20 protein-coding genes and 1 tRNA gene are annotated in these 25809 nt (G+C 41.4%); 6 read left to right on the top strand and 15 right to left on the bottom strand.

The genetic code is table 11. The features are described 5' to 3' along the window. Positions 1-74: 74 nt before the first annotated feature. The 6 genes from H6G75_RS09900 to H6G75_RS09875 all read right to left on the bottom strand — a co-directional run bounded on the left by H6G75_RS09900 (position 75) and on the right by H6G75_RS09875 (position 10152). Positions 75-2804, bottom strand: a complete 2730-nt coding sequence (locus H6G75_RS09900) for a hypothetical protein (RefSeq protein ID WP_190979767.1) — start codon at positions 2802-2804, stop codon at positions 75-77. Between the two features lie 81 nt (positions 2805-2885). Continuing rightward, on the bottom strand, positions 2886-5054 hold the full coding sequence (locus H6G75_RS09895) for a hypothetical protein (protein WP_190979766.1): 2169 nt from the start codon (positions 5052-5054) through the stop codon (positions 2886-2888). 45 nt (positions 5055-5099) lie between these two features. Further along, positions 5100-6332, bottom strand: a complete 1233-nt coding sequence (locus H6G75_RS09890; RefSeq protein WP_190979765.1) for a DUF4159 domain-containing protein — start codon at positions 6330-6332, stop codon at positions 5100-5102. 84 nt (positions 6333-6416) lie between these two features. Next, on the bottom strand, positions 6417-7445 hold the full coding sequence (locus H6G75_RS09885; protein WP_190979764.1) for a phage tail protein: 1029 nt from the start codon (positions 7443-7445) through the stop codon (positions 6417-6419). 56 nt (positions 7446-7501) lie between these two features. Then, the gene (locus H6G75_RS09880; protein ID WP_190979763.1) at positions 7502-9694 is read right to left on the bottom strand and encodes a putative baseplate assembly protein; all 2193 of its coding nucleotides are present in this window, start codon (positions 9692-9694) and stop codon (positions 7502-7504) included. A gap of 56 nt (positions 9695-9750) precedes the next feature. Further along, the gene (locus H6G75_RS09875; RefSeq protein ID WP_190979762.1) at positions 9751-10152 is read right to left on the bottom strand and encodes a GPW/gp25 family protein; all 402 of its coding nucleotides are present in this window, start codon (positions 10150-10152) and stop codon (positions 9751-9753) included. Positions 10153-10731: 579 nt separating this feature from the next. On the opposite strand from H6G75_RS09875, the gene H6G75_RS09870 reads away from it, so the two are divergent. Continuing rightward, entirely contained in the window at positions 10732-12525 is a 1794-nt protein-coding gene (locus tag H6G75_RS09870; RefSeq protein WP_190979761.1) for an ATP-binding protein, read from the top strand. Here the strand turns inward: H6G75_RS09870 and H6G75_RS09865 are convergent. From H6G75_RS09865 to H6G75_RS09840, 6 genes are all read right to left on the bottom strand, one after another. Next, the gene (locus H6G75_RS09865) at positions 12438-12725 is read right to left on the bottom strand and encodes a PAAR domain-containing protein (RefSeq protein ID WP_015114470.1); all 288 of its coding nucleotides are present in this window, start codon (positions 12723-12725) and stop codon (positions 12438-12440) included. The genes H6G75_RS09870 and H6G75_RS09865 overlap by 88 nt on opposite strands. A gap of 109 nt (positions 12726-12834) precedes the next feature. Beyond that, complete coding sequence (locus tag H6G75_RS09860; RefSeq protein WP_190979760.1) at positions 12835-14799, bottom strand: VgrG-related protein; 1965 nt, start codon at positions 14797-14799, stop codon at positions 12835-12837. A 209-nt stretch (positions 14800-15008) separates the two neighbouring features. Continuing rightward, entirely contained in the window at positions 15009-15530 is a 522-nt protein-coding gene (locus H6G75_RS09855) for a hypothetical protein (RefSeq protein ID WP_190979759.1), read from the bottom strand. Positions 15531-15652: 122 nt separating this feature from the next. Then, the gene (locus H6G75_RS09850) at positions 15653-16144 is read right to left on the bottom strand and encodes a hypothetical protein (protein WP_190979758.1); all 492 of its coding nucleotides are present in this window, start codon (positions 16142-16144) and stop codon (positions 15653-15655) included. A 151-nt stretch (positions 16145-16295) separates the two neighbouring features. Then, positions 16296-17933, bottom strand: coding sequence for a DUF3352 domain-containing protein (locus H6G75_RS09845; protein WP_199337791.1), 1638 nt, complete (start codon positions 17931-17933; stop codon positions 16296-16298). A gap of 21 nt (positions 17934-17954) precedes the next feature. Continuing rightward, the gene (locus tag H6G75_RS09840) at positions 17955-18443 is read right to left on the bottom strand and encodes a hypothetical protein (protein ID WP_190979757.1); all 489 of its coding nucleotides are present in this window, start codon (positions 18441-18443) and stop codon (positions 17955-17957) included. A 212-nt stretch (positions 18444-18655) separates the two neighbouring features. Between H6G75_RS09840 and H6G75_RS09835 the strand changes: the two genes are divergently transcribed. Together H6G75_RS09835 and H6G75_RS09830 are read left to right on the top strand one after the other, a co-directional pair. Then, entirely contained in the window at positions 18656-19726 is a 1071-nt protein-coding gene (locus H6G75_RS09835) for a DMT family transporter (RefSeq protein WP_190979756.1), read from the top strand. 136 nt (positions 19727-19862) lie between these two features. Beyond that, on the top strand, positions 19863-21032 hold the full coding sequence (locus H6G75_RS09830; protein WP_190979755.1) for a peptidoglycan-binding protein: 1170 nt from the start codon (positions 19863-19865) through the stop codon (positions 21030-21032). On the opposite strand, the gene H6G75_RS09825 is transcribed toward H6G75_RS09830, so the two are convergent. Together H6G75_RS09825 and H6G75_RS09820 are read right to left on the bottom strand one after the other, a co-directional pair. Beyond that, complete coding sequence (locus H6G75_RS09825; RefSeq protein WP_190979754.1) at positions 21027-21482, bottom strand: DUF2141 domain-containing protein; 456 nt, start codon at positions 21480-21482, stop codon at positions 21027-21029. The genes H6G75_RS09830 and H6G75_RS09825 overlap by 6 nt on opposite strands. 183 nt (positions 21483-21665) lie before the next feature. Continuing rightward, entirely contained in the window at positions 21666-23030 is a 1365-nt protein-coding gene (locus tag H6G75_RS09820; protein WP_190979753.1) for an ATP-binding protein, read from the bottom strand. A 325-nt stretch (positions 23031-23355) separates the two neighbouring features. Here H6G75_RS09820 and H6G75_RS09815 point away from each other — a divergent pair, with 325 nt between their 5' ends. Both H6G75_RS09815 and H6G75_RS09810 read left to right on the top strand, forming a co-directional pair. Then, entirely contained in the window at positions 23356-23526 is a 171-nt protein-coding gene (locus H6G75_RS09815) for a hypothetical protein (RefSeq protein ID WP_190979752.1), read from the top strand. Between the two features lie 157 nt (positions 23527-23683). Continuing rightward, on the top strand, positions 23684-24592 hold the full coding sequence (locus H6G75_RS09810; protein ID WP_190979751.1) for an LD-carboxypeptidase: 909 nt from the start codon (positions 23684-23686) through the stop codon (positions 24590-24592). 48 nt (positions 24593-24640) lie between these two features. On the opposite strand, the gene H6G75_RS09805 is transcribed toward H6G75_RS09810, so the two are convergent. Further along, a tRNA-Ala gene (locus H6G75_RS09805) sits at positions 24641-24713 on the bottom strand. Positions 24714-24785: 72 nt separating this feature from the next. On the opposite strand from H6G75_RS09805, the gene H6G75_RS09800 reads away from it, so the two are divergent. Beyond that, positions 24786-25694, top strand: coding sequence for a rhodanese-related sulfurtransferase (locus tag H6G75_RS09800; protein ID WP_190979750.1), 909 nt, complete (start codon positions 24786-24788; stop codon positions 25692-25694). The last annotated feature ends 115 nt before the right edge of the window (positions 25695-25809 follow it).

Here is a 25809-nt window from a genome sequence, read left to right as displayed (position 1 = left end):
TATCTCACGCAGAGGCGCATACTTCGACTTCGCTCAGTAACCAGAGGCGCAGAGAGGAAATTGAGAGATTAGTTTTAATCAAATCCTGGGGGGAGTTCTAAGGGGGAGAGTTTATCTGGTTGGGATGGTGTGGGAGAGTTGGGATTAGGTGCGGTGTTGTTGGTTGGAGATGGTGAGGTTCCGGGAGATGTACCGGAGGGTTGGGTTGTTGGTGGTGGGGGTATAGTTGGGATTTCTGGTTTTGCGCCTTCTAATTGTGGTAGTTGTGGTTGATTGGTTGCGGAATTAGGTGGTAAAAAAGTTTCGATGGTGACGGAACGAGTTACTTTTTCACCAGTGGAATTGGTAACTTGTAAAGTGATGGTTTCGCTACTGGGTTGTTGATTAACTGGGTAGGGTATTGTACCGTTACGAGGGATATCTCCTGGCGCGGGAAGAAGTTCGACTTTAATATTATTACTACCTTCGACTTTCCAAGATAAGTTGAGGGGTTTGTTTGGTTTAAGAGGATTAATTACTATGGGATATTTTGGTAAGGGGTTGTTCCCATCAATTTTAAATTCGAGAATTTTACTGGGTAACGGTTGGACTTTAACTAAGTCTGTTTTTTGAGAAATACTTGGTTTATCTGTATCAGTTTTAGTAAATACTTGCAGTTCAAATATATAGTTGCCTGCGCCGCGATTGTTAGCAGGAATATTACGACAAGTTAGTTGATTATCTTGTTGATTACAAAAGGCTTTGATTGTATCGGGAATACCTTGAGTAACATTATAAGTTTGCAATGGACTGTTAACTAAATTTTCTGGCGATCGCCCAATTACTCGTAATTCTTTGATTTTATCTAAATCGTTAATTTTCCAGTTGAGGCGAATGGTATCGGGACTAATTTTATTAGTGCTAGGTTTCACTTCTTGGTAAACCGATTGTGCTGGGGAAAATTCTAAAATTTGTGGTGGGGGAATGGGGACGATTTTAATCGTATTGGTTTTAATTGTGTCGGCTGGTAAGTCGGGATTATTAGCAAATGTTTGCAGTTGAAAAGTATAATCTCCTGGTTTACGCGCATCGGTAGGGACGTTAGAACAAGTTAAGACTGCACCCATTTGACAAAATGGTTGTAGTTCTTGGGGAAGTTTACCGTTAAAGGTATAAACTATTGGTTGTACCGCCGCCGTACCATCAGCAAATAAACCAGTTAAAGCTAATGTTTGCAATTTTTTGGGGTGGCGAATTTGCCAACTTAAGCGAATAAAATCATTGTTGGATGCTTGATAAGTAGCATCGGAGGAGAGAAATTGCAGAATTTTAGGAACTGCTGGGGGACGGAATAACCACAGCCAAATCAAAAATGCGATCGCACCGATAATTCCTAAAGCCGTCAGTAATACAAGTAAAAATTGCCACCAGGGACGCGGTTCCCAAATTAAGCTTCCCGGTAAAGCGGGGTTTGGTAAAGGTATTTGTTGCTGATCTGTTAATTCAATGCGAAAATTCAGCAATCTTCCTGCACCAAACATGGGACGATACCACCATTTCACAGGTGTGACTGTCACTTGTGTCGCAGCTTTTTCCCCTGGTAATACACGCAACACCGTTGGCGAAGTTACGTAAGTACACACCTTATCTTCATCGACAGGAACCGCTTGACAAGTAATTTCCCTGACAGTATTACCCGCATTCGTCAATTTAACTTCAAAAGTTCCACCTTTGCGTCTCACCCGATTTACCACAATCAGCATTTCTGCATTTAGCAGGTAAGAGGGTAAAATTTCCCAATAAATCACGTCCAACAGCATCAAATCGGGATTATTCGCCGAATACAAGCGGATGCTGGGGTAATAAAGTCCGGCGTTTGCGCCTAGTGGTGGTTGGAATTGAAGTAAAATTTCTCCCTTCTCGCCGGGGTTGAGATTCAAACCCATGTTGGGGATAACAAGTCCGGCTGTTTCCAAGCCTTCGGGATAGCGGATACTCACCCACTCTTCGGGTAAATCAAGACAACTGAGGCGAAATCTGTCTACCCTATCCGAACGGTTGTGGACATTGACATTAACTTGCAAGATTCCGCCTGGGGGAATTTTGGCAGGCGATCGCGAACTCGTTAAAGGTAGTAAGCTAAAAGTCGGGTCACTAACTCTAACTACCGTTTCAATTGCAGGTAAAACCTGAATTTTTGCCCCATGTCGAATTGGCGTATCTTCAGGATAATGTAGCGGCGCATCAACAACAATTGCATAGTTATAAGTGCTAGGAATTGCTGTTATAGGTACTTGAAATTCAAATAACACCTCACCCACAGAGTTAGGACTTAGTGCTAACCTTTGCTTTGGTGCATCACACCATTGAATTAATTGCGGTGATAATTCATCAATAAAAATATCAATTAACGCACTTTCTTGACCTTTATTTGTTACCGTGACATTAATTTCAAATTTTGCGCCAGCCTGGACTGCATAATCACCAGAAGGATTAAAAATAATCGCCAGAGGATTTCCCGGCGCAAGGGTTTGTTGCAGATTTTGTTGTTGAATACCGCGTTTTGCTGCCAAATTAACGCGATATTTCACCTCACCGCCAGTTAATATTTGCTGGACAAAACCTTCGTCAACTAATTCATCCAATAAAGCTAAAGTTGCTTGTTGATTTAAATCTAAATGAATTGATACTTGGGTGAGGGTAACGCTATCAGGATGCTTAATTAACCACTGGACAATTTTGCGCTGTTGTGGCGGTAATAGTAACACATCTGCCATACTCAAACCGAGTTGGGAATTACTAGTTCTTGAATTTATGGCAGTCATGTTTACCCCCCCCCAAAAAAAAGTTAAAAGTAAAAAGGTAAAAGTAAAAAGAATTTTAACTAGGTCTATAAGTATTCATCATTATTGTTTACAACCAACATTTTTATTTAAATCTCTAATATCTAACCTGACTTTATGATCATCATTACCACTAATAATCAAAATTTTATTCTTCACAACTTTCACATCTACACTATTAAATCTTTGTTTTTCCTTACGTATTTCTTGACCAACTGGAGAAATTCTTTTACCTTCTTGAGTTAAAGACCATAGCATAACGCGATTATCATCACCACCACTAGCTAAATAACAACCATCTCGACTCAACGCCACAGAACGCACTGCTTTCTCACCATGACCATCAGACCATTTCTCTAAAATTTGACATTGATTGTTACTATTTTTTAAACATTGGTTCATATCCCATAATGTAATTTGTCCCCTATTATCGGCTGTTGCTAATAAATGTGGTTTGTATTCAGGACTATCCATACTGACAATATAATCGTTTTGGCTACCTGGGCGATTATAGAGAATTTTCCATAATTTATCTTTGGTAAAATTCCAGATAGCTAAATTGTTATATCTCCCAGCAATGACTAAATTTTGTTTATCATGTCCAACAGTAGCAAGAGCATATACAGGAAAGTTGAAATTCTTACTATTAATCGGGTTAGTCATAGTTTTCTCATCATCTAACAATGCGCTATTTACATCCCATTGCGCCACTACACCACTACCATGACCGCTAAATAAAAAGTGAGAATCTTGGCTAAATTCTAAGCTTAAAACCCGGTCTGATTTCTCACCTTCAAGTGAAAAAGTTGCTTTTGGTTTTTTTGTCCCACCAAGTACATCCCAAATTTGGATTTCTCCGTTTTCTAAACCTGCGGCGACTACATCATTACTCACAGGTTTATAGCGTACAATTCGCACAGATTTACCAATCTTTTTAGCCATTCTGCCATCATCTTGGTTAATCAAGGGATTAGTAAAACCTGCAATATTCCATCTAATAATACTTTGGTCTTGGGAACTACTAACGGCGCGATCGCCTACTCCATTAAACTGTACAAATGTTACAGCATCACGATGACCAAAAAATGGGTTATCAGGATTTAACCATGATATATACCAAAGTAAATATAGTAAAAGACATCCTAAGCCCATCTGTAGCCAAGGATGTAAAATTGGATGAATAATGAGTTGTAAATATTGATTTTCATTATTAATATTGACGCGGTTATCTGGTACAATAGCCTTAACTTTAAATGCCCGTTTTTCCTTCCACCCTAACCACCACCGCTGCTTACTAATTAATAATTGTAAATTTTTAACTTCTCCCGGATTTACTTCTACAAATTCTGGGTGTACTTCCCAAAAACATTTGCGCTTGGTTTCCTCATCTTCTTTAACTTCAATACTTACCTTTTGAGTTATATTGCTGTGATTTTGGCATTCGAGTTGATAAGTAGTATAATTAACTTTTAATTGTGGTAGCCAAGGACGAGATGCAGGTATTTGTTGTTTTTCTGGTGTGCATTGAAAATCAACAAATCCAGACGGAGTAACATTAACTACGCCTTCTCGACTACTAGATGGAAGTCCATTGAGATAATTAGCCTCAATAGTAAAAAGATAGGCTTGACTCGGTACTTCTTCTGCAATTGGTAACTGACATAAAAATGAAGTTTCTGCTTTATTACCTGGCGGAACTGATAATAGTTTTTCATCGCCATTAATAAACCATTGGGGTTTAAGTCCCATTGGTTTTAAAGAAACACTCGCAGGTAGCTGACTAGGATTAAAAACCCGCACAGGAATCTCAATCGTTCCCTGTGGTTGAGTTGTAAATTCTCTTATTGGTAACTCAACCTGCATCGGTACAGCACCAACACCTGCTTCAACTATTAACCGCAGCAATTGTCTGTCTTCATCCCGCAATTCCAGCGAAAAAATCCGCACAATCAAGTTCATTTTGCCGATAAAACCGACAACAGGTGTATTAGTAATTGTGACTTCAAATTTTGTACTATCCCCTGGTGGATTTTTCGCACTCACCGCAGGTTTAATACTGTACCAATTAGTCCCCAAACTTTCACCACCACCAGCCGCAATGATTTCGATTTGAAACGAAGCAAACTGATTACTTTCATTCACTACAGTTACTTCAAAAGAAGCTGGTGAACCACCTGGTTGAAAGTTCAATACTTGAGTAGAAATTTTAGTATTAACGAGATTAACTGCCATATAAAAAAGTTAAAAGTAAAAAGTAAAAATGCAAAAGTTAAGAAATTATTCTAATTTGTTGAAAATATTTTTTAAAGCATCAGGTTTAGTTGAGACAGGAATTGCAGTTTGTTGCCTTAATTGCGTCATTCGCTTACGACTCCAGGCAAAGTTGAGAATATTAATGCCTAACTCTTGGGCCGTGCGAATTGTTTCTCGTGGTAAAGTTAACTTTTCATCTAATCCCCAAGCTAGGGATAAATCACCAATAACTAAAACAATGCCACCTGCAACTAAAATTTGCAGAGGCTTTTGATTTATAGCTGGTAAAGCAGCAAATAAAAATGGTTGTGTTCGTAAGGGATGATGTTTATCAAGTCGGCGTAAATCTTCTAAAGGTGTGGCTAAACTTTCCGTAATTTCTAAAACGCTTTCTAATCTATCAACAGCATCAGTGGATGATTCAACTAATAAAACTCCACCACTATCTAGATAACTTTTGAGATTAGCTAATTCTTGCACATTTAAAATTAATGGTTCACTCCCAGTAATAAATAGCAAATCATAATTAATTGCTATCGTTGGGTCTAAAAGCGGAAAATTTAAGCGGGGAATTTGCTCATCTCCTTGGAGAGTACAGGTAAGACTTTCGGTGTATCTTAATAAAGAAGCGAGATTTGCAAAACTATTACCTTCTTTAGTTTCCTGAGTATCAAGATGCGCCACACGCACCAACTTAGTGGGACGAGATCGCGCAATTTTCCGATAACGAAAATCCAAACTATTCAAACTAGGATAAAATACATCCTGGGGATTTTCTAAAGTTACTAATCCCGGTTGTAATAAAATTCGACATAACTCCACCTCAAAAGCATCAGGCGGTGTTGTTTTTTCATCAATCCGAAAAGTTTCTGTTTCAAATTCACTTACTTGTTTGCGTTGTAAAGTATCTGGGTCTACATAACGCACAACTAAATAAATTAAGCGGGGTTTTTCTTCCGTAATATCAGCCGAGATATGAAAGTCTATCGGTTGCGGAACCACAATCGGATTCCCATTCACATCAATGGCAATTCCTGGCTGAATTTGTAACCATCGCCCATCGTTATATTGTGATGGTACATCCTTCGGCGCAGGAATCAAACTCACCCCCAAACCTTCAACTATTCCCGGTTCATGAAGTGATTGATAATGAATATTTTGCCTCTGACGGTGATAATCATGCGATCGCTTCCACCGTTCAGCGTTAATTAATAAACCATCTTGAATTTGTAGTCGTTCTAGGGGGTGAATTTCCATAATTGGGGGTTCAGGGGTGTAAGGGTGTAGGGGTATAGGGGGAATATATTTTACTTAACACTCAGCACTCAGCACTCAGCACTTTTAACTATCTACATAAAGTTCGTAGGTACAAAAAGCAGGTTTTTCTTGTTCAATAATGTGTCTTACTAATTGTTCATCTACTTGATTTGGGCGTTGGGGACGGAGGCGGACGATAAAATGATAGGGACGACCGCCGCCAATCATTGCATCTTCGCCTAAGCGCGTATTACCTAAAACAAAACCTTCGCCGCGAATTTCTTCAATACAAATATGTTTATCAACTTCTCTAGTAACGTGTTCATCTAAAGGTAAATCTGTATAAAGATGTATATATAAACGCAAACCTCTACGTGTTCCCCGCCAGCGATACAGTTCAACCGCCGAACGAATTAAATAACGTTGTCTTTCTATAGTCCAACGACGATCAACAGGCCAAGCTACCCAGTGCGCGAGAAAAGGTAACAATGTCTGCGGTGCGGTCATGGGGTCGAGATAAGCCCAAAACACATCCAGCGTTTGCACTGAGGGTTCAAACGCCTGTTCAAAAATCTTCAAGAAGCGCCCAATAAAATCAACTTCTCGATAAACCGCAGGTAAAAACTTAGGATAAAGACTGCGGGGACGGACATACAAATTTAACCCAGCCGTTTCAACTAACTGTCTACCAGTACCCTCCTCGGTGTAATTAACGTGAATGCGACTGTGATAATCCAACACCAAAGATTGACCAGCCACCAACGCGGGAGTTTCAAAAAAATCGGCGGGAAGTTGGAAATATAACACCACATCCATCCGCGATCGCGGCGCGAGTTCATACCCCTCCATCCCAATGCGACACCACTCAGCCGGGAAATTTCCCTCCACCCGCACATTCAACCGCAGCATCCGACTACCCAAGTTTTCTAGCTGTAAAACTATTTCACTCGGTTCCGGCGGATGAACCACCAAATCACACCCCGCACGTACCGTAGTTTGACTACTAAGTGCTATTTGCGAAAAATCATCTGCACCCTTACCCACCGCCGATGTTTGAATGGCGTTAGGTAATTGCATTGAAGTTAATTGCAAGTGCAGAATTTGACTACTCATATCTTTCTTTGCGCCTTTGCGCCTTTGCGCGAGACAAAAAATATCTATGCAAGAGGTTACTGAATTAAATTGACCACATGACCAGAACGCAACCGCGTATTTTGCCAAGAACAAATTAAACCCAACGCCCCCGGATCAATCACCGGATTTTGGGGAAGCGATCGCACCCAAGTTGAACCCACATAGCGTAATTCAAACAACTGCACTACCCCTAAATACCGCACCGCCGGGAATTGCTGGAACAAATTGACAATATCCGAAGGGTAAACAGGTCGCCCAAACGGCCAGCCTCTCCCATCCTGACCCCCCGTAATCGGGTTAAGAAATCGATACAACGCCACCCGTAACTTACCCAAAATCTCTTGCTGGGCGGCAGGATGGTTGTATTCTGGTTCCAGCGCAACTTCGGTTTGCACGGCTACCCCCACATATTCCGGGGCTTGCAATTTAACTTGGATTCCTAATAACCTCCGTTCATCTAGATAAGCAATAATTTGGTCGCGTAGTTGCGGACTCAAACTAAATAATTCCGGTTCAATACCTTCACCACGATTAATTGCATCTGTATTCGCCGCCGGGACAACTAATAATTTGATGGTTCCAGCCTCTTGTGTAGTTGTTGGTGGTAAGCAACGCACCCGCGCCACCGCACCACCGCCAGCTTGTAGGGTCAGCACTTCAAAATCTTCAGGAGTCACAGCGCGATCGCGGGTTCGCAACATCGCCGGAACGCGAATCACCGCATCTTCCAAAGATTCCGCATCTGAACCGTTACGCGCAGGTGTATGGTTAATCAACCTCGCCACATAAGGAACCGCATTTTTCGCTACGGTAATCGTCCCCCGTTGCACATTCCCCTTACGCCCGCCACCTGTGCGGTATGCAACCATCCGAATGACCGACCCACGCGGCGGAACAGCCCCATATTGCCTTTCTAATTCCTGAATATTCCCCACTCCCCACTCCCGGTTGGTGAGCGGAGCCGAACCACCACTCCTCCTTAATTCCGTCTGTTGCTGGAGTTGGGCTGGTTCTCGAATCACCGGGCCAAACTGTACCGTCCCGGTGCGCGAATCAATTGTGTAGTGCAAATCTTGGGGAAGAGAATTAGCAAAATCGCTGACTTCATACCACCGTTGAGGAATTCCCCCTGGTGGTGAAATGATCAAATATTCATCTTCTCGACGGTTCAATACCGGAACGCCTTGTAACTGAAAAGTCTGTCCCGGTGTACCGTCGCTTTCCCCTAAAATTTCATTGCGAATCAATTCACTTTGACTCGCACCCACCGTTCCGCCAATGGATCTCACAGCCAAACCAATCATCCGTGGTGAACTGCTATATCCTGGTTGATTGGGTTGGGGTGCAGTATAAACGCAACGCAACCAACGCCCTTGATAGGCGGTGAAAGTCGTCACAGGCCAAGATTGCGGTAAATGCAGGACAATATCTGCACCTTGCAGGGGGTTAATTCCTTGAGTCAGCAATTCGCTAAAACTAAAACCCTTAGTGCTATCATCCGATTCTTGTAGTAGTACTGCTTCCCATTCCACCCCGTTCCAAGCTTCCCAACGGCGCGGCGGAATATCTGGGTTAATCCCTGTGGCGGTGGCGGCTTCTCCTTTTAATTGCAAGGCGAGAACATTTCCTTCGCACTGAGATTCCCCATCAATCACTAAATAAAAAGTGTTTCCGGGTTGGGGTTGTTCTTCAAACAGTGCCAACTCTCTACCATACCACTCACCATCAGAGCGCATCGTCCATAAATTAGTAAAGCGATCGCGCAAAATTTCCGGTTTTTGATCAGCAGTGGGACAGGTGAGAAAGTGGCGAATTTGTGGTTTATCAATAATTAAAGGCCGATCTGTAGTGAATGCGATCGCCTCTTCTGTTTCCGTGCGAATTGTCGCCACCTCCACCCCAGCCGGAATTGTATAAGTGTCTGGTAAAGCCGCACTGAGATAAAAAGTAATATCTGCCACCGCAGGGGCTGGTGCTTGCAACCTAACGCCCAATAATTCTAAAAAAGTAATGTAATTGCGCTTGGGTACTTCATTGAACCGCAGCAACATTTGGTCAGTCAACCAAGCAAATAGCTCAATCAGCGTGATACCTGGGTCACTGGGATTATAATTCGTCCATTCTGGACAATAGCGGGGAATCCGCAGAATACACTCATCAACTAAATCTTTAAAAGTGCGATCGTCTAGATTAGACTTGGGTAATTTTGGTAAAAAATCAAATTCCACAATATTAAAAATAATTAGTTAAAACACACAAATGACAAATGACCAATAACAAATGACTACTGACCATTTAAATAAAACGGAAATACTAAACTCCGCGAATCATGGCTATCTTTGGGATGATATTCAATCACAATATCTACACGACCTCGCAGGGGATCTGGGTCAGCACGCACCGCATCTAAAACAATGCGCGGTTCCCACATTTCCAAAGCTTCTTGGACGTGTAGACGCAAAAGTAATAAAGTTTGAGTGTTCATCGGTGCAAAAGTCAACTCCGACAACCGCGAACCAAAGTTAGGACGATAGACACGTTCACCCAACTCGGTACGCAAAATCAGCATCATCGACTCTTCAATATTGCGTTCTGCTTTACTAAGTTGCAGACCTCCTTGGACATTCACCCGCAACGGAAACGACCAGCCTGCACCCAGGTGTTGATTTTGATTGAGTTCTGGCATGGTAGGTACACAGTGATGAGCAGTTTACGCTACTTTATGCCGATCGCTAAAACTAATACCATTCGCCAAAAGTCGAGTTAACTTTCTTTTTGGCAACATCCTAAGTGATTCTATATCCTTACCTTTCAGCGAATCTATTACAATTAGGGCTTACGCAAAACACCTCTTAAACTCTCATTTCTCCGTGAACTCTGCGCCTCTGTGGTAGCCTGCGGCAAGCCGCTATCGCGTCTACGATTTTCTGTAGCCTGTGCGTAAGTCCTGACAATCACCGAAATTCCATCCGCGTCCGTCTGTCTTGAAAAGTTTTTAGTATTTTGCCTCAGTACATTTACTGAATGTACAAAAATCAATGAATTTACGGTGAACTATCAGAAATGAGTAACTTATAATCGAGTTGCATCAACTTTATTTAAAAATATAATTTTACAAAATCCCAGCAAATACCTAAAAAATGGCAGTTGTTTGGCACTAATTATAGGGGTGACAAATAGCCAAGAATAAATGAAAATGTCCATCTATTAGGTATACAAGACTGATGCTTAGGCAAAATCTGAAATAAAATCAGGATGAGAGCAAATGGTTAAAAGCAATTTCAGAAATCTGATTGTAAAAAAGGATGTATTAGCTCTTCTGAATGATTTTGCTAAAGCGATAGATTGTCAGTTTACTATAGAAAATACAGAAGGCGAAATACTCTTCGGGCAAGCAGGAGAAAATTGTGCGATCGCCCATCCAATAGAATTTGCTGGTGAAGTAATTGGTTGGGTACGCGGTTCACAACAAGCATCTGGTGTTGTTTCACTCCTCCTCTATGCACTCAAACAAGAATCTGAGAAGAAAAATCTCGCCCATGAACTGCTAGAAAGATATCAGGAAATTGATTTACTTCATGATATTTCCATTCAAGTAACTGCCAGTCTCAATCTCCGCCCAGTTTCTCGATTACTCATCCAAGAAGCCGCTCAATTAATTCCCTCAACTGGTGGCGCGATTTTATTATTAAATCAAAAAACCAATGTTTTTGAAATTCTCGCAGAAATTGGTAGCAGCGGTTATCTCCAGCAACCGATAAAATTAGGCGAAGGCATTATTGGTAATATAGTACAGATGGGACGCGGAGAAATTGTGAACAATATTGTCGCTTATCCCAGATATCTAGGAGAAAATAAACAATTCAATTCCTTGATTTGTGTGCCGTTAAATGTGGAAGAACGGGTAGTTGGGGCAATTGTAATTGGTAGCGAAACTGCGGTTAATTATACTAGCCGAGACTTAAAACTATTAAGTATATTGGCAATGCAGGCGGGAGTGGCGATTGAAAAAGCCTTGCTTTATGAACAAAGTTGTGAAGCGGCGAAAATTGCCCAAATTCAAGCACAACAACTCCAAACTACACTGCATGAATTACAACAAACACAAGCACAGTTAATTCAAAGTGAAAAAATGTCAAGTTTGGGGCAATTAGTTGCTGGTATTGCCCATGAAATTAATAATCCAGTCAACTTTATTAGTGGAAATATTAACCACGCTCAACAATATGTTGATGATTTATTGCGTCTAGTGCATATTTATCAAGATAACTGCGATTATATTCCAGCAGCGCAAGAACTCAGCGAAGAAATTGACTTAGACTTTGTTTCAGAAGACTTACCAAAACTAATCAGTTCCATGAGTTTAGGGATTAAGCGTGTCCGGGAGATTGTGTTATCTTTACGCAACTTTTCCCGCACCGAACAATCACAAATGACTCCAGCCGATATTCATGAAGGTATTGATAGCACTCTACTAATTTTGAATAATCGCTTAAAGACCAGCTGTGGCAACTTAGGAATTGAAGTCATTAAAAATTATGATGTCATACCTTTAGTTGAGTGTTATCCCAGCCAACTAAATCAGGTATTTATGAATATTCTAGCCAATGCGATCGATGCTTTAGATGGTCAAGAAAAAGAAGGGGTGATTACTATTAGCACCTCATTAGAAAATGGTAAAACATTGACGAATGCGCCTTATGTAGTGGTTCGGATTCAAGATAATGGTTCAGGAATGACCCAAGATGTGCGCGATCGCCTTTTTGAACCCTTCTTCACCACCAAACCCATTGGCAAAGGTACAGGCTTAGGAATGCCCATTTGTCGCAAAATCATCGAAAAGCATAACGGTAAAATAGAATGCTTCTCCGAACCCGAACAAGGTACAGTTTTCTGCATTCACATTCCCATCACCGCTCGCAAGAATGTGGAAGTCCCAAAAAATATGCTGAGTAAAGGCTCTTTTACCTTTCAACCACCAATTAACACCGTCGGCGCACCTATACCCACAACAGTAGTTAACGGCACACCTGTGACAGTATTCACACCAGCTACCTGAGATGTAACTCGCGCCGCAGGTCTACCACCAATCAAAACCGTAAACGACCCCATTACAATACTACCAGTCACCACAGGCCCCGCTACTAAATCGCCAACACAAGCTGCGGGTAAACCTGCAATTAACACATTCGGCACACCAGGCGCAGTAATTGGATCACCTGTGACAGTTAAATCAGTTAATCTTGCTGCGGGAAACATAATTTTTTAGGGAGTAGAAGAAGAGGTAGGGGGCAGGGTGCAGGGTGCAAGGGGGAGAAGAACAAATGACAAAGGACAAATGACCAATGACTATTGACCATTGACCAAATTAACAATTCAACCGAATTATCCCGCCTAAAATGCCGACGGAAGCTGCACCGTTGATACTGACAGCAGCGCCAGCATTGACACTAATCGAACTACTAGAATTAGCGGAGAGTGCGCCACCAGCATTAGCACTCAAAGAACCTCCAGATTGCACGCTGATGGAACTAGCTGCTTGTATACTCAAAGTTCCAGTTGTTCGCATGGTAATACCGCTAGTTGTAAGTTCAATACTTGTACCCCCTACAGTTAAAGAAATTTTCTGTGTTGCAGTTAAAGCAATTTCACCACCATTGACACTAATTTTCTTGGCTGTTCCGGTTGTCCCAGATTTAACTGTAATGTCACCTGTAGAAGTCAAGCTAATAGTTTTACTACTGTCATCACAGCGAAATTTGTGACCGCCTGTAGTTTCTAATTCAGCAAATTTATCGCTGTCATTCATCCGCAAATTATGACCGTCTACTGTTTGCAGATATGCGCCTTTTTTAGTGCCTTTGTCTTCCTCAACAAATTGGAGTTTATGCCCAACACGGGTTTTAAAAGTTCGTAGACGCACTTTGCCACCAACAACAGTATCAGCAACGGCTTCTGGTGGTGCATCTGTGCCATTCCACACACCACCAATGACATAAGGACGATGAATATCACCGTGTTCAAAGGCGACTAAAACTTCGTCGTTGACTTCTGGTAAACAGTCAAAACCTCTTCCTGGGCCTGCACCAACACTCACAACTCTTGCCCAATTACTTTCATGTTCTTCAGTTAAAGTTGGAAACTTCACCCGCACACGACCCCAACCTTTTGGGTCTTGATTGTTACTCACTACACCTACCAATAGAGTTTGTCCTGCTTGCAGACGTGTTTGGGGAGAGAGGGTGGCTAATAAATCTCCAGAACGCAAACCCCGCACACTAAACTCAGTGACAAATTTTCGCTCATGAAACAAATGGCGAGTTTCGGTAACGTAGTAACTACCACTGTAACTGCCCATATCTGTCAATTTAATTACTTTCCCTGGCCTGATATCGGGATTTCCTTCACCGACAGCATCAGCTACAACAAATTCACCGCCTAGTTCATTACACAATGCTTGGGCGATTTTTGCAGCTTCATTCACACTAAACACAGGCTGGTCTACCACAATCATTTTTGGCTTGATGGTGAATTTTGTGCTGCTTGAACTGCCTTTGCCGTTATCTGTATCTGTAATCACCTGTTCTGTGGAGGCTGTAGAAACAATAGACTTTTTAGTAGAGTAGTCCCAGCCTCTTACTTCCACAGAACTGACTTGTTCGGCACTACTAACACGAACCCGGAAGTTATGGATATCTTCTAACCATTTGAGTGATAAAGATTCATCTTGAGCCGGTTGGCGAAAGTTTAACTTACTATCCTGCACATAAAGTTCAAAGCCGAGGCGGGCGGCTCGTTCCCGCAAAAATTCCATATTGGTCTGATTTTCTTGAAAGACGTAATCATGAACAATAGTGGTTGAAGTAACTGTACCTGCACTAATGCCTGCTTCACCGATAACTTGGTTTACCACATCGCTATCAGTAACATTTTGAAAGGAGCGATTATAACGTCCTCGATGCAAGCGGTGGGACATATCATAGCCACGAATGATGATGGGAGCTTGAGAACCACTGGTGAACTCAGTTTCTATGGCTGTAATTTCCCCTTCTAAGACGTAACCTTGCTCTGCATCTTCAAAATCTGCGTTTTGCGTCGTGCTGGAAACAAAGCCAATTTTAATTTTCTTACCAATTGCAAATAATTTTTGATGCTTCCAAGTTGCTTCTGTTGTCTGTCCTGGAAAGTAATCATTACGGATTACTAAAGTAAACATTCCTGGTAAATGCAGACTTTCTTCAACTGTGATTTGCAAAATATCATTGAGCAAATCAGCAGAAGCATTAGTGCTATCAATTTGTAATAGTAGCTCAGGTATGTAAAGAACAGGCATACATATTGGCAAGAGGAGGTTGCCAATAGCCTAGTGAAGATAGCATATTACAGGCTATTCCCCAAAGGTCGAATTAACGGAGGCAGGAGTTGAAAGGCAGGAGGCAGGAGGCCGATTAGAGGGGACTTAAACCCAAATCGGCGAGTCAAAAAGGCTTTATTCTTAATTCAAAAATTTTTCTTCTGCCTTCTGCCTCGCCCGAAGGGCAATTAACTGCGGCTACTTCTGCTGTCGCCAGTGCGGTCTACGCTGCTAGATGCTCCCATTCCTGGCTGAGAGATTGATTCATCAACTTCTTCTAGAGTGAGGTTAACTTTGGCACGTACTGGTGTACCGTCTGGTAAAAACAAAGTCAGGCTGTAGTTAAGAGATTGGACAAAACAGCGTAAATATTGCTGGTCGCCCCAGGTAAATATATATACGGGTGGGCGTTTTTCTTTACCTGCTCCAGCTTCGGCAAAGTTAACGGCTTTTTCAAATTTTTTCAGATGGGTGAGGACAGTAGTACCGCTCTCGTAGGTATCAAAGATAATGTTATTAATACTGAGTCTGCACGGTTCTGGGTAAGCAAAACTAACTTTTGGTAAACCTCTTCCGGTACGCGCACCACTACTTTTGGTCAAATTAATTTGCTGCGAGAAGTCTAACTGGCTGGGGTTAAACATAAACTCGATATCTGGCGCAGCTTGTTCTGTGGCGATGAGTTTTGCTTTTACTAAACGAGTTGTCATAGTTGGGGAGTGGTGATGGAATTGAGAAAGTAAAAAATAAAAAGGCAAAAGTAAAAAGGAACTAATCTTCTACCTTTTGACTTTTGACTTTTTCCTTTTGCCTTACTAACCCATATTTCCTATTATTTCTGCTGAACTGTCAAAGTATACTTATGCTTGGCATCAGGATTAAATGTACCGACCCAAATTTGATAAATACCTTTTTTCCAGTTGCGATCGCTAATACTAGCATCTTTACTTCTACCAGTGTCATCGCCGCAACGAATTGTGTCATTGTCTGGGCCTTTCACTAGCAATGTTGTATCTGTATTCCCAGTGTTAACTAATATTGTTAGTTGCTCAAAGTCTTTTTCTAAAACCATTGTGTAATCTGGTTTAGGATCTGCAAAGCCGATACAAGCTTTTTTATCACGATCGCGGTTACTAATCGCCGATAAGGAAAAAGAACCACCTGTATAACCCGAAAATTTACCTTGGGCAGTTTCAAACCCTGGTACTAGACTGAACTTACCAAAGTTGGGTGTTTCGGCGATCGCTGGTGCTGCTGTAACAGCTGCTAAGATAGCTAAAACCCAGCCGATTCGCTTCTGAAGTCGGGGGCGACAGTCTTTCATAGTAGCTCTCCAACAAGCTTAAATAAGTGTAGTTATATATACATATTGTAATTAATTCATTCCTGAAAAGTTTGATTTGGCTGTGCCACATTAGGATGTGACACAGAAAAGATTAGTTATTGGTCATTGGTCATTGGTTTTAGACTTTTTCTCACTCTTGCAGTTGTAGGAAAATCCCGCCTTTGAGTGCGTTGGTTTCGCTACTGTAATTACTGACTGTGAGCGATCGCAATCTGTTAAAAAATGGTTTACCCAGTACTTCTATGAGTTTCAGCACGGGGATTTGTCTTTCTAAAACTCCTTGACTTTTTGCCCAATCTAGATATATATAACCTTGATTGGGTTGGGGAATCGCTGCGATGCTGGTTTGAAAATTGCGATTGTCTAGTAAAGACTTTTCTTTACCTGCGAGAACTTCATCCATTGTCGCCAAGTCAGAAGTAAAAATTTCGTAATTGTCGAGGGTGGTGTGTATTCCTTGGGCTGTGGCTTCAATGGTGAAGGATGGTTGGTCTTTATTTGCTGTTTTTTTAGCGGTTAACTCTGTCCAAGCGGAGATTTTTTGTTTATCTAAACTCAGGGTACTACTGCTAAGTCCCTTTGCAGAGGCGATCGCATCTAATTTGGCAATTCCTTCTGGTACTTCTTCGGTTTTCTCCACGACAAAAATCCAATCGGGGAGAACTTGGCCTGTACGCGGTAAAAGTGCGATCGCATATTCTCCCTTCACCCAGCTAAAAATATCTTGATTAAAGTTCATCCCCCAGGTTTTCTGTACTTCTGTTAATGGTTGTACCAAGCGGGAAATCACATCTGTTTCCGAACCAGAAATAGCTGTTTTAATTTGCGCCCAGAATTTTGCTAAATCACTATCAGCCAAGTTGCTTAAGTTTGCGCCAGAAATTGCCAAACCCACCGATGCTGGAATATATTTCAACGCCCCGACTGGTTTTATGAGTGGCGTTGTTGGCGGCGTGAGTTCTGATGCTGTTAAAAAGCTGGTTTCTGCTAATAAACCTTTGGAGTTCAAGCCCAGAGATACAATTTCACTGTCGTAGGTTGGTTCTGGTAGTTCTAAACCTTGCCATTGAGCAATGATGGGAAAATTCAAGAAAGCTACGGCTAAAGAAGCTTCAGGTAATTGCTGGAGAGCTTTTTGGTATTGGGGCGAACTAGTTAAATTGAGGTCTGGTGCTTGGACGTTGTTAATTGCATCCTTAACAACGCTGGGACTATTCGCAAATAACACAAAGCCATCACCAACCACTGCGGCTGCGAGTTGGCTATCATAAAGCACCTTCACACCTTGATATTCTTCGGTATCTAAGTTAGCGCCAGCCAATACCCGCTTAGAAAATAGCAACTCCACAAACTCACGGCTTTTGTCTTGTTTGTTGGTAGCTAAAGCCATGAGATATCCTGGCTGCTGTCCATTGGCGGAATCACGGTCTAAATCTGTGGTGGTGACAGCTAGTGTAATTTCGTTCCCTAGCCACGGCTGAATATCTTTTTGATAATCTATGCCACTCTTAGCCAATAAACTGGTTTTGATTTTAGAAATTTCCCCTTCTCGTTCCAAAGCCTGCAAACGGTCAGGGTTGGTGAGTAAAGACACCATCACCGGGGAAAGCTTCGACACAAAAATAGCTGCACCGGGCTGGGAGGTGGTGGAAGTGACGAGGGTAACAGGAGTTCTGGTGAAGAACCAAAAACCTGCGATCGCAATTAATACCAGTGCGATCGCACCAGCCACTATAAAACCAAAAAATGAGCTTTGCCGATTCACCATAAAGCTATTAAATACTGACTTTCACAGCCATTTAAGCAGAATTAATGAACAGGGTGTAGGGTTTAGGGGTGTAACCAGGGGTGTGCTGACAGGTGTAGGTTTTTTACAATTAGGAGGAATTGAAGCAAAAGAAATCATCAACAGGAGTAGAAGGAAAAGAACTCCAACTCGGAAGACGAAGAGGAAGATGGTTGAGATATTTGCCGGTAGTAAACTGATCACCCATAACAGCAATGGCGCAAAACAACTACTCACATCTAGAGTGCGACGCAATTTTCCTTTTTTGGCTTTTGCTTCTTGATACCATTCTTTTAATCTTTGACGTACTGTATTTGCCTTTTCACCGTTGACTTGAGCTATAAATTTTGACACTTTGCTCAAGCTACTTGATTTTGTCATCACTATGCCAAAACTCCATGTTGCCAGCCCTACCACTTCTGGTAGCCTCAGATGTGGTATTTTCTGTGACACTATATTTGTCCACTGTTTGAGGTACTCATTTTTTAGCATTTGAGCCTCTGTTTCACTCTGTGAGTCTGCTTTTATTTTCTGTCGAACATGATTGAATGCTCACACTCTTGTAAAAAACCTACACCTGTCAGGTCAGCCACACTCCCCACACTCCCCACACCTAAGTATTATTCCCTTCACAAAAAGACACAATTGGGTAGAATTGGTTAAAGCCATCTCTGCTCATCTGAACTAAAGGTCTCAGCAAATCCATGCAACTGAAACTCAGTGCATCTCGTCTACCCTTCGCACCTCTACTGTTAATTGCGCCGTTTTTCCTCTGGGGAACAGCAATGGTCGCTATGAAAGGTGTTATTCCCCACACCACACCACTGTTCATGGCGGGTGTGCGCTTGCTACCGGCCGGAGTGTTAATTTTGGTCGCAGCCGCACTGATGGGTAGACCCCAGCCACAGGGTTGGAAAGCCTGGTTATGGATTTCTTTATTTGGGTTGGTTGATGGGACGTTATTCCAAGGCTTTTTAGCAGAGGGTTTGGTGCGAACCAGTGCCGGGTTAGGATCAGTGATGATTGATTCCCAACCTCTAGCAGTGGCTTTGTTGTCGCTGTGGCTATTTCAAGAACATATTGGTTTTTGGGGATGGTTAGGACTGGGTTTAGGAGTTACAGGTATTAGCTTAATTGGCTTACCGGATGAATGGATTTTTCATTTGCTGGGTACGCAAGGAAATATCACCATTGGTAATTGGCAAGACTTATTTGCGAGTGGTGAATGGTTAATGCTGTTAGCGGCGCTGTCGATGGCTATTGGGACAGTGTTAATTAGATTTGTGACACGTTATGCTGACCCAGTAAGTGCTACTGGCTGGCACATGATTATTGGTGGTTTGCCATTATGGGGAGTGTCGGCTGTGACAGAATCTCAGCAATGGCAGAATATTGTGACACCTGATTGGCTAGCGTTGGGATACGCCACAGTATTTGGTAGTGCGATCGCTTATGGTTTATTCTTTTATTTTGCTTCTAGTGGTAGTTTAACCAGCCTCAGTTCCCTCACGTTTCTCACACCAGTATTTGCCCTACTTTTTGGTAATCTCTTCCTCTCCGAAATTCTCAGTCCGTTGCAATGGATAGGCGTTGCGCTAACACTAATCAGTATCTATCTCATTAATCAACGTGATAACCTAGCCGGACAGAAGCAAACTCTCAATGTCACCGAAACAACTACGACACAACAGCCACAAGTTTTAGAAGTATCATCAAAAAAACTTAATTCCGTTTCTCTCAAGGTGAGAGAATCTGAAGCCGAAACTTTACCCTAATTTGTGTACATAGCTCAAGTACAAGGGAAGAATAAATAATCACAAAAGTCTGTTAACTATACTTAACATTTAGACATAGTAGAGGCTATTGTGGTATGGATAATTTCAAAATTACCTTCAGGCTAAAGCTTGCAATATGAGGCGATGTCCTTCCTCTATCCTGGTATTCATCTGGTTTACTAGTCTGGGTTTTTACCCAAACCGTCCAAGTACAGCCACATCTAACCCTACATACCCAAAAATTGCCCAATTCAATTCCCCACAGCCTACCAAGCAAGGGGTTCTGACATTGGGTAGTCAGGGGCTGGAAGTAAAAAAATTACAATCTCAATTGCAAGATTTAGGCTTTTACAAAGGGACGATAGATGGTACTTACGGCTCTAGTACGCAAATAGCTGTCTCTCAATTTCAAAAAACCAAGGTTTTAAAAAGAACAGATGGCGTTGCTGACCAGACAACACAGATGAGTCTCAAAGCTGCTATTGTTTCACAAAGTCCGTTTCCAACTTCGCCAATTTTGGCCTCACCCACCCCAAATACTAAATCTCAACCTCCAGCCAAGTCCAAGAAAAAAGACTTTGTTTGGTGGTCATTACTAGGAGTGGGAATTTTCGGCAGTCTTGGCGCACTGCTATTTTTCTTAAAAAGATTGCGTCAGTCTAAGCAAGCCCAAATACCAGAAGATTATCCACTTCCCGCCTTGAGTCCAGCAGCTGAAGAGTCAGTTCCCGAACCGCTACCACAGTTGGAAAGCACAACAGCTACTCCAGAAACCACTGCACCAGAAACTACATCAGCCGTACCAGCAAAAATTATCCCAATCGAAAAAACTTCTCGTTTAGCCAAACTGAATATTGTTGATGAATTAGTTAAAGATTTACACAGTACCGACCCCAGTAAGCGGCGCAAAGCAATTTGGGACTTAGGACAGCAAGGAGATTCTCGCGCCATTCAACCTTTACTAGACTTAATGATTGATGCTGACTCTCAGCAACGCAGCTTAATTTTGGCGGCGTTGTCCGAAATTAGCACCCGTGTTCTCAAGCCAATTAACCGGGCTTTGGCTATTTCTTTGCAAGATGACAGTCCCCAAGTAAGGCAAAACGCCATCCGTGACTTAACTCGTGTTTACGATACGATGGCGCAAATGAGTCAGATATTAAGCCACGCACTCGAAGATCCAGATGCAGAAGTACAAGCAACCGCGAAGTATGCTTTAACTCAGATGAAGCGAATGCGTGGCTTGGCAGTTCAACCAAATCTACCAGAAGATATTCAACAAGATTCCGGTAAATCAGCTTTATAAATATTTCAGATGAATTTTGATATCTGTATTCGCACCTGCAACTAGAACCGCAGCTTCGTCAAATTTAGGCGCTCGGTTACGAATTTCGGGGTTTTGCGAAAATCCAAAACCTTCTAGGGGAAAACCTATGTCACTCCGATTTACGGTGAAGTCGTTATTTTCATCGTGCATCACAGCGACGGCGTAGTTACCTGCTTTTAAGTTTGTAAAAGTGATAGTGACAGATGTTTCGGTGATTTTAGTACATTGTCTTTCTAAAACCCGATCGCGATCGCTAGGAAATCCTTGACTGCTGGCAAATATACTGGCACAAACTTGTCCCTCTGTATTTTTTAAGCCATCAATTTCTACAGTGAGATTGCCATTAAAATTAGCCCTAGCCATCAATGGCGTAGCCAAATTTCCTAACGCTGCAAGTACGATGAAGCTAAATTGCAATTTTTTGTTCATAAAATTTTCTTTGAGAAACATCAATAGTATTGATACTCAATCGCACTTTGATTAGTATGTGCAGAGATATACTGCCATGATTTGATGAAAATTTGCAAGTAGGTTGGAATAAGAGTCTATAGATATCAGTGAACCAAAACCCTTGAACCCTTATAACCAGTCTTCATCAATCATCTTTGTACACTATGAAAGTTTGACAGGAACTTGAATAATAAATTCAGTTCCTTTGCCTACATTAGATAGACACTGTAATTGTCCACCATGTTTTTCTACAACAATTTGATAGCTAATAGATAGTCCTAATCCTGTACCTTTACCGACTGGTTTAGTCGTAAAAAATGGGTTAAAAAGATATTTTTGGATTTCTTCTGGAATACCAATTCCATTATCAATAATCCGAATATTGATATGGTTTTCATCAGTGAATTCTGTACCAATTTTAATGATGGGTTTAGTTAATACTCCAGAGTTTTGTGGTTGAGATGCTTGCAAAGCATCAATTGCATTAGTCAAGATTTTCAGAAAAACTTGATTGAGTAGTCCAGGGTAGCACTCTATGGCTGGAATATCGCCATACTCTTTAATCACATTGATGTGTTCTCCGTTGATTTCTTCTTTGATGCGGCTGTGTAAAATCAGTAGAGTACTATCAATACCTTCGTGAATATCAACTATTTTTTTCTCAGCTTCATCAAGACGCGAAAAATTACGTAAAGATTGGACAATTTGCTGAATGCGATCGCAACCTAATTTCATTGATGCCAATAAATTTGGAAAATCCACAGTGACATAATCTAAATCTATTTTCGAGATTGTATTTTGAATTGTTTTTTCAGGAGCAGGATAATATTGTTGATATAAACTAATTAGTTCTAATAAATGCTGAGTATAATTAATAGCGTGAACAATATTCCCAGCGATAAAATTGACTGGATTATTGATTTCATGAGCAATACCAGCCACTAATTGCCCCAAAGCCGCCATTTTTTCACTTTGGAGTAAGCGAGTATAGTTATTTTGCAAATCTTGAAAACCAGCTTTAGCAACTTGTGATTGTTCTTCTACAAATTGCAAATGATTTAAAGTCAAAGCATATATTTGGGAATAAGCCAACAGTAATTGATGAAAATCAATTAAACCATACTTTCCAGTATCAGTTAATACAAGAATCGGCTCATATACCAAATTGATTGACCTTTGTAATGCTTTTTCTGTGGCTGCGACAACACTGAGTTTTCCAGATAAGACTAATAAATCGGGCTGAAGAAAGTTATATAAATTTTCAATAGGTCGGCGGGAAAATAAACCAAAACTATAGGGACGGCTCATATTTTCAAAAAATTTTTGCCGCGACAGCATTCCCATAAAAGCTTGGTTTTTAGTCAAAATAATTCCAGGAAGTAAAGGTTCCTGACTAAAAAGTCTAATTAACTCATCTCCAGGACAATCTAATTCCAGCTGAACTTCCCACATAGGTACTTCTTGCAAAGTTGACTCTAATCGCAGATTAAGCTCATTAGTATTTGTCATGCTATGTATAGCAAGCATAAAATCAATCCTTTGCATTTTTTGGGTTATATTTCCCAGCTTCGCCCTGAACTATAGTTACAAATTCAGGTACGAAAAAAGCCAGTATTGCCGTATTTAGTTTTCCCAAATTCCGATAATAAATTTTTACTTTATATAAAATTTAGAATTCTTTTAACTTATCTAGTTTTGCCGAGCGATCGCTCTGACTACAAAATCAACCTGAATCTACCATCTATCTAATGTTACGAAACCATCAATTGCTGCTTATTTCTTGAGCGAGATAGCATAATTTTTCAGATTGATCAGAATAGATGTCATAAATTTCTGCAAAAAGGAAATTGTGATGAAGAGTACAGCATCTATGGTTATAGCAGTGCTGGCCAGTACTGTTGTTGGGGGGATTTTATTTTCCAATTTTCCAGATGCCAATCAACTAAATGCTGAAATTGCACAGCAAAGTCCTTCTCCTTCCCCAACTAGTACACCTACCCCAACTAATACACCTCAAAGATAATTTCTCTTTAATTTTTGCAGTATCCTGTGCAACAGAGTCGATAATAACGATTGACTCTGTTTTTGTGATCAATTGGTATGAGTGTACATCGTCAAGACTAAAGTATATAGTTGGAGTCTTGTGAATTATTTAATTCTAACTACTGAAAACTTTATTGATGAAATCAGCAATATTACCTGCACCCCTAAAACCTGGAGACTTATTGCGTGTAATTGCGCCTAGTGGTGCCTTGCGAGAATTTGATGCTTTTAATCAGAGTATAGAAATTTGGCGATCGCGTGGTTATCGTGTGGAGATTAGTCCGAATATTGACCAAAGTTGGGGCTATCTAGCCGATAAAGACGAAATCCGCCGTCATCAATTAGCCGCAGCTTGGTCTGACCCTGATTGTCGTGGAATTCTCTGCGCTAGAGGTGGTTTTGGTAGCACTCGCATTTTAGAAAGTTGGGATTGGCAGAGTCACTCAACAACGCCAAAATGGTTAATTGGATTTTCGGATATTACAGCTTTGTTGTGGAGTTTGTTTAATGTCGGAATTTCTAGCATTCATGCGCCTGTGTTGACCACATTTGCTAATGAACCAGACTGGTCAAGAGAACGACTATTGAATTGGGTAGAAGGGAAACCAATCAACCCACTTAAAGGCTGTGGTTGGGGTGGTGGAGTGGTAACAGGAATTTTGCTTCCGGGTAATTTGACAGTTGCAACTCATCTTTTAGGTACACCACTACAACCTGATTTTACAGATGTGATTTTAGCTTTTGAAGATGTCACCGAAGCACCATATCGAATTGACCGGATGCTGACCCAGTGGCGGTTGAGTGGAGTTTTATCCCAAGTGCGGGGAATAGTTCTAGGCGGCTTCACTCGCTGCGAACCTCCCGCCAATGTACCTAGCTTTAGTGTGGAGGAAGTTGTGCGCGATCGCTTGGGCGATTTAGGCATTCCCATTATCTCAGATTTACCTTTTGGTCACGGCGAAGAAAATGCAGCTTTACCAGTGGGTGTAGAAGTCACATTAGACGGTGATCAAGGAATCTTGGATGTTGTACAAAGTAGGATGTAGGTGTTCACAACCCCTACACCCTTATACCCTTGCACCCATTATTAAACATGGAGGTTAGCGGACTCGAACCGCTGACATCCTGCTTGCAAAGCAGGCGCTCTACCAACTGAGCTAAACCCCCGTACAATTAAAAATGTAGTTAAATTTAACTACTTTAAATATCGTACCTGAAGATTGTTCCATTTCCAAAGGGATGAACCAAGAAAATACCCAAATTGTTGCAGCATTTTATAAATTTGTCAGTTTGCCTGACTTTGCCGAGAAACAAGAACCCTTACTATCTTTCTGTTCAGCACAAGGTATTAAAGGGACAATTTTGTTAGCAGCAGAAGGTATCAACGGCACAATTGCCGGTTCGCGTCAAGGAATTGATGCTGTTTTTGCTTATTTAAGTAGCGATCGCCGTTTAGCAGATTTAGAATACAAAGAATCTTATGCTCAAACCCCACCTTTTGAAAGAATGAAGGTGCGTTTAAAGTCGGAAATTGTGACTTTAGGTTTGCCAGAAGTTGACCCCAATCAACAAGTAGGTATTTACGTCACTCCATCTGAATGGAATGAATTAATTTCTGACCCAGAAGTGACAGTAATTGATACACGCAACGAGTATGAAGTCAAAATTGGGACTTTTCAAGGCGCAGAGAACCCCCACACACAATCTTTTCGGGAGTTCCCAGAATATGTCCAGCATCACCTCGACCCAAATCAACACAAAAAAATAGCTTTGTTTTGTACGGGGGGAATACGCTGCGAAAAAGCTTCATCCTTTATGCTTGCTCAAGGATTCAGCGAAGTTTATCACCTCAAAGGCGGCATTTTAAAATACTTAGAAGAAATTCCCGCCACCGAAAGCTTATGGGAAGGCGAATGCTTTGTCTTTGATGAGCGGGTAGCTGTGAGTCATGGTTTAGAAATTGGTAGCCATGAATTGTGCTTTTGTTGTGGACATCCAATTTCTGACAAAGATAAAGCCTCGCCTCAGTATGAAGAGGGTATTTCTTGTCCCTACTGTTTTGAGCAACTCACGGCAGAAAAACGAGTCCGTCAACAAGAAAAATGGCGACAGTATCAACTTCTGCAAGCTAAGGATGATGTTTGTTGAAGTCGGGTGTAAGAGTTTAGGGGTGTATTGGTGTATGGGTTGTGGATACATACACCCTGGTTACTGACCGCAATCGAAGCAGAGGTTATTTATAGTTGAAACACCTGAGCATACT

This window comes from Nostoc sp. FACHB-280 (assembly GCF_014697615.1).
GTDB lineage: Bacteria > Cyanobacteriota > Cyanobacteriia > Cyanobacteriales > Nostocaceae > Nostoc_B.
Note: the sequence above shows the minus strand (reverse complement) of the source record. Positions and strands in the feature narration are given on the sequence as shown.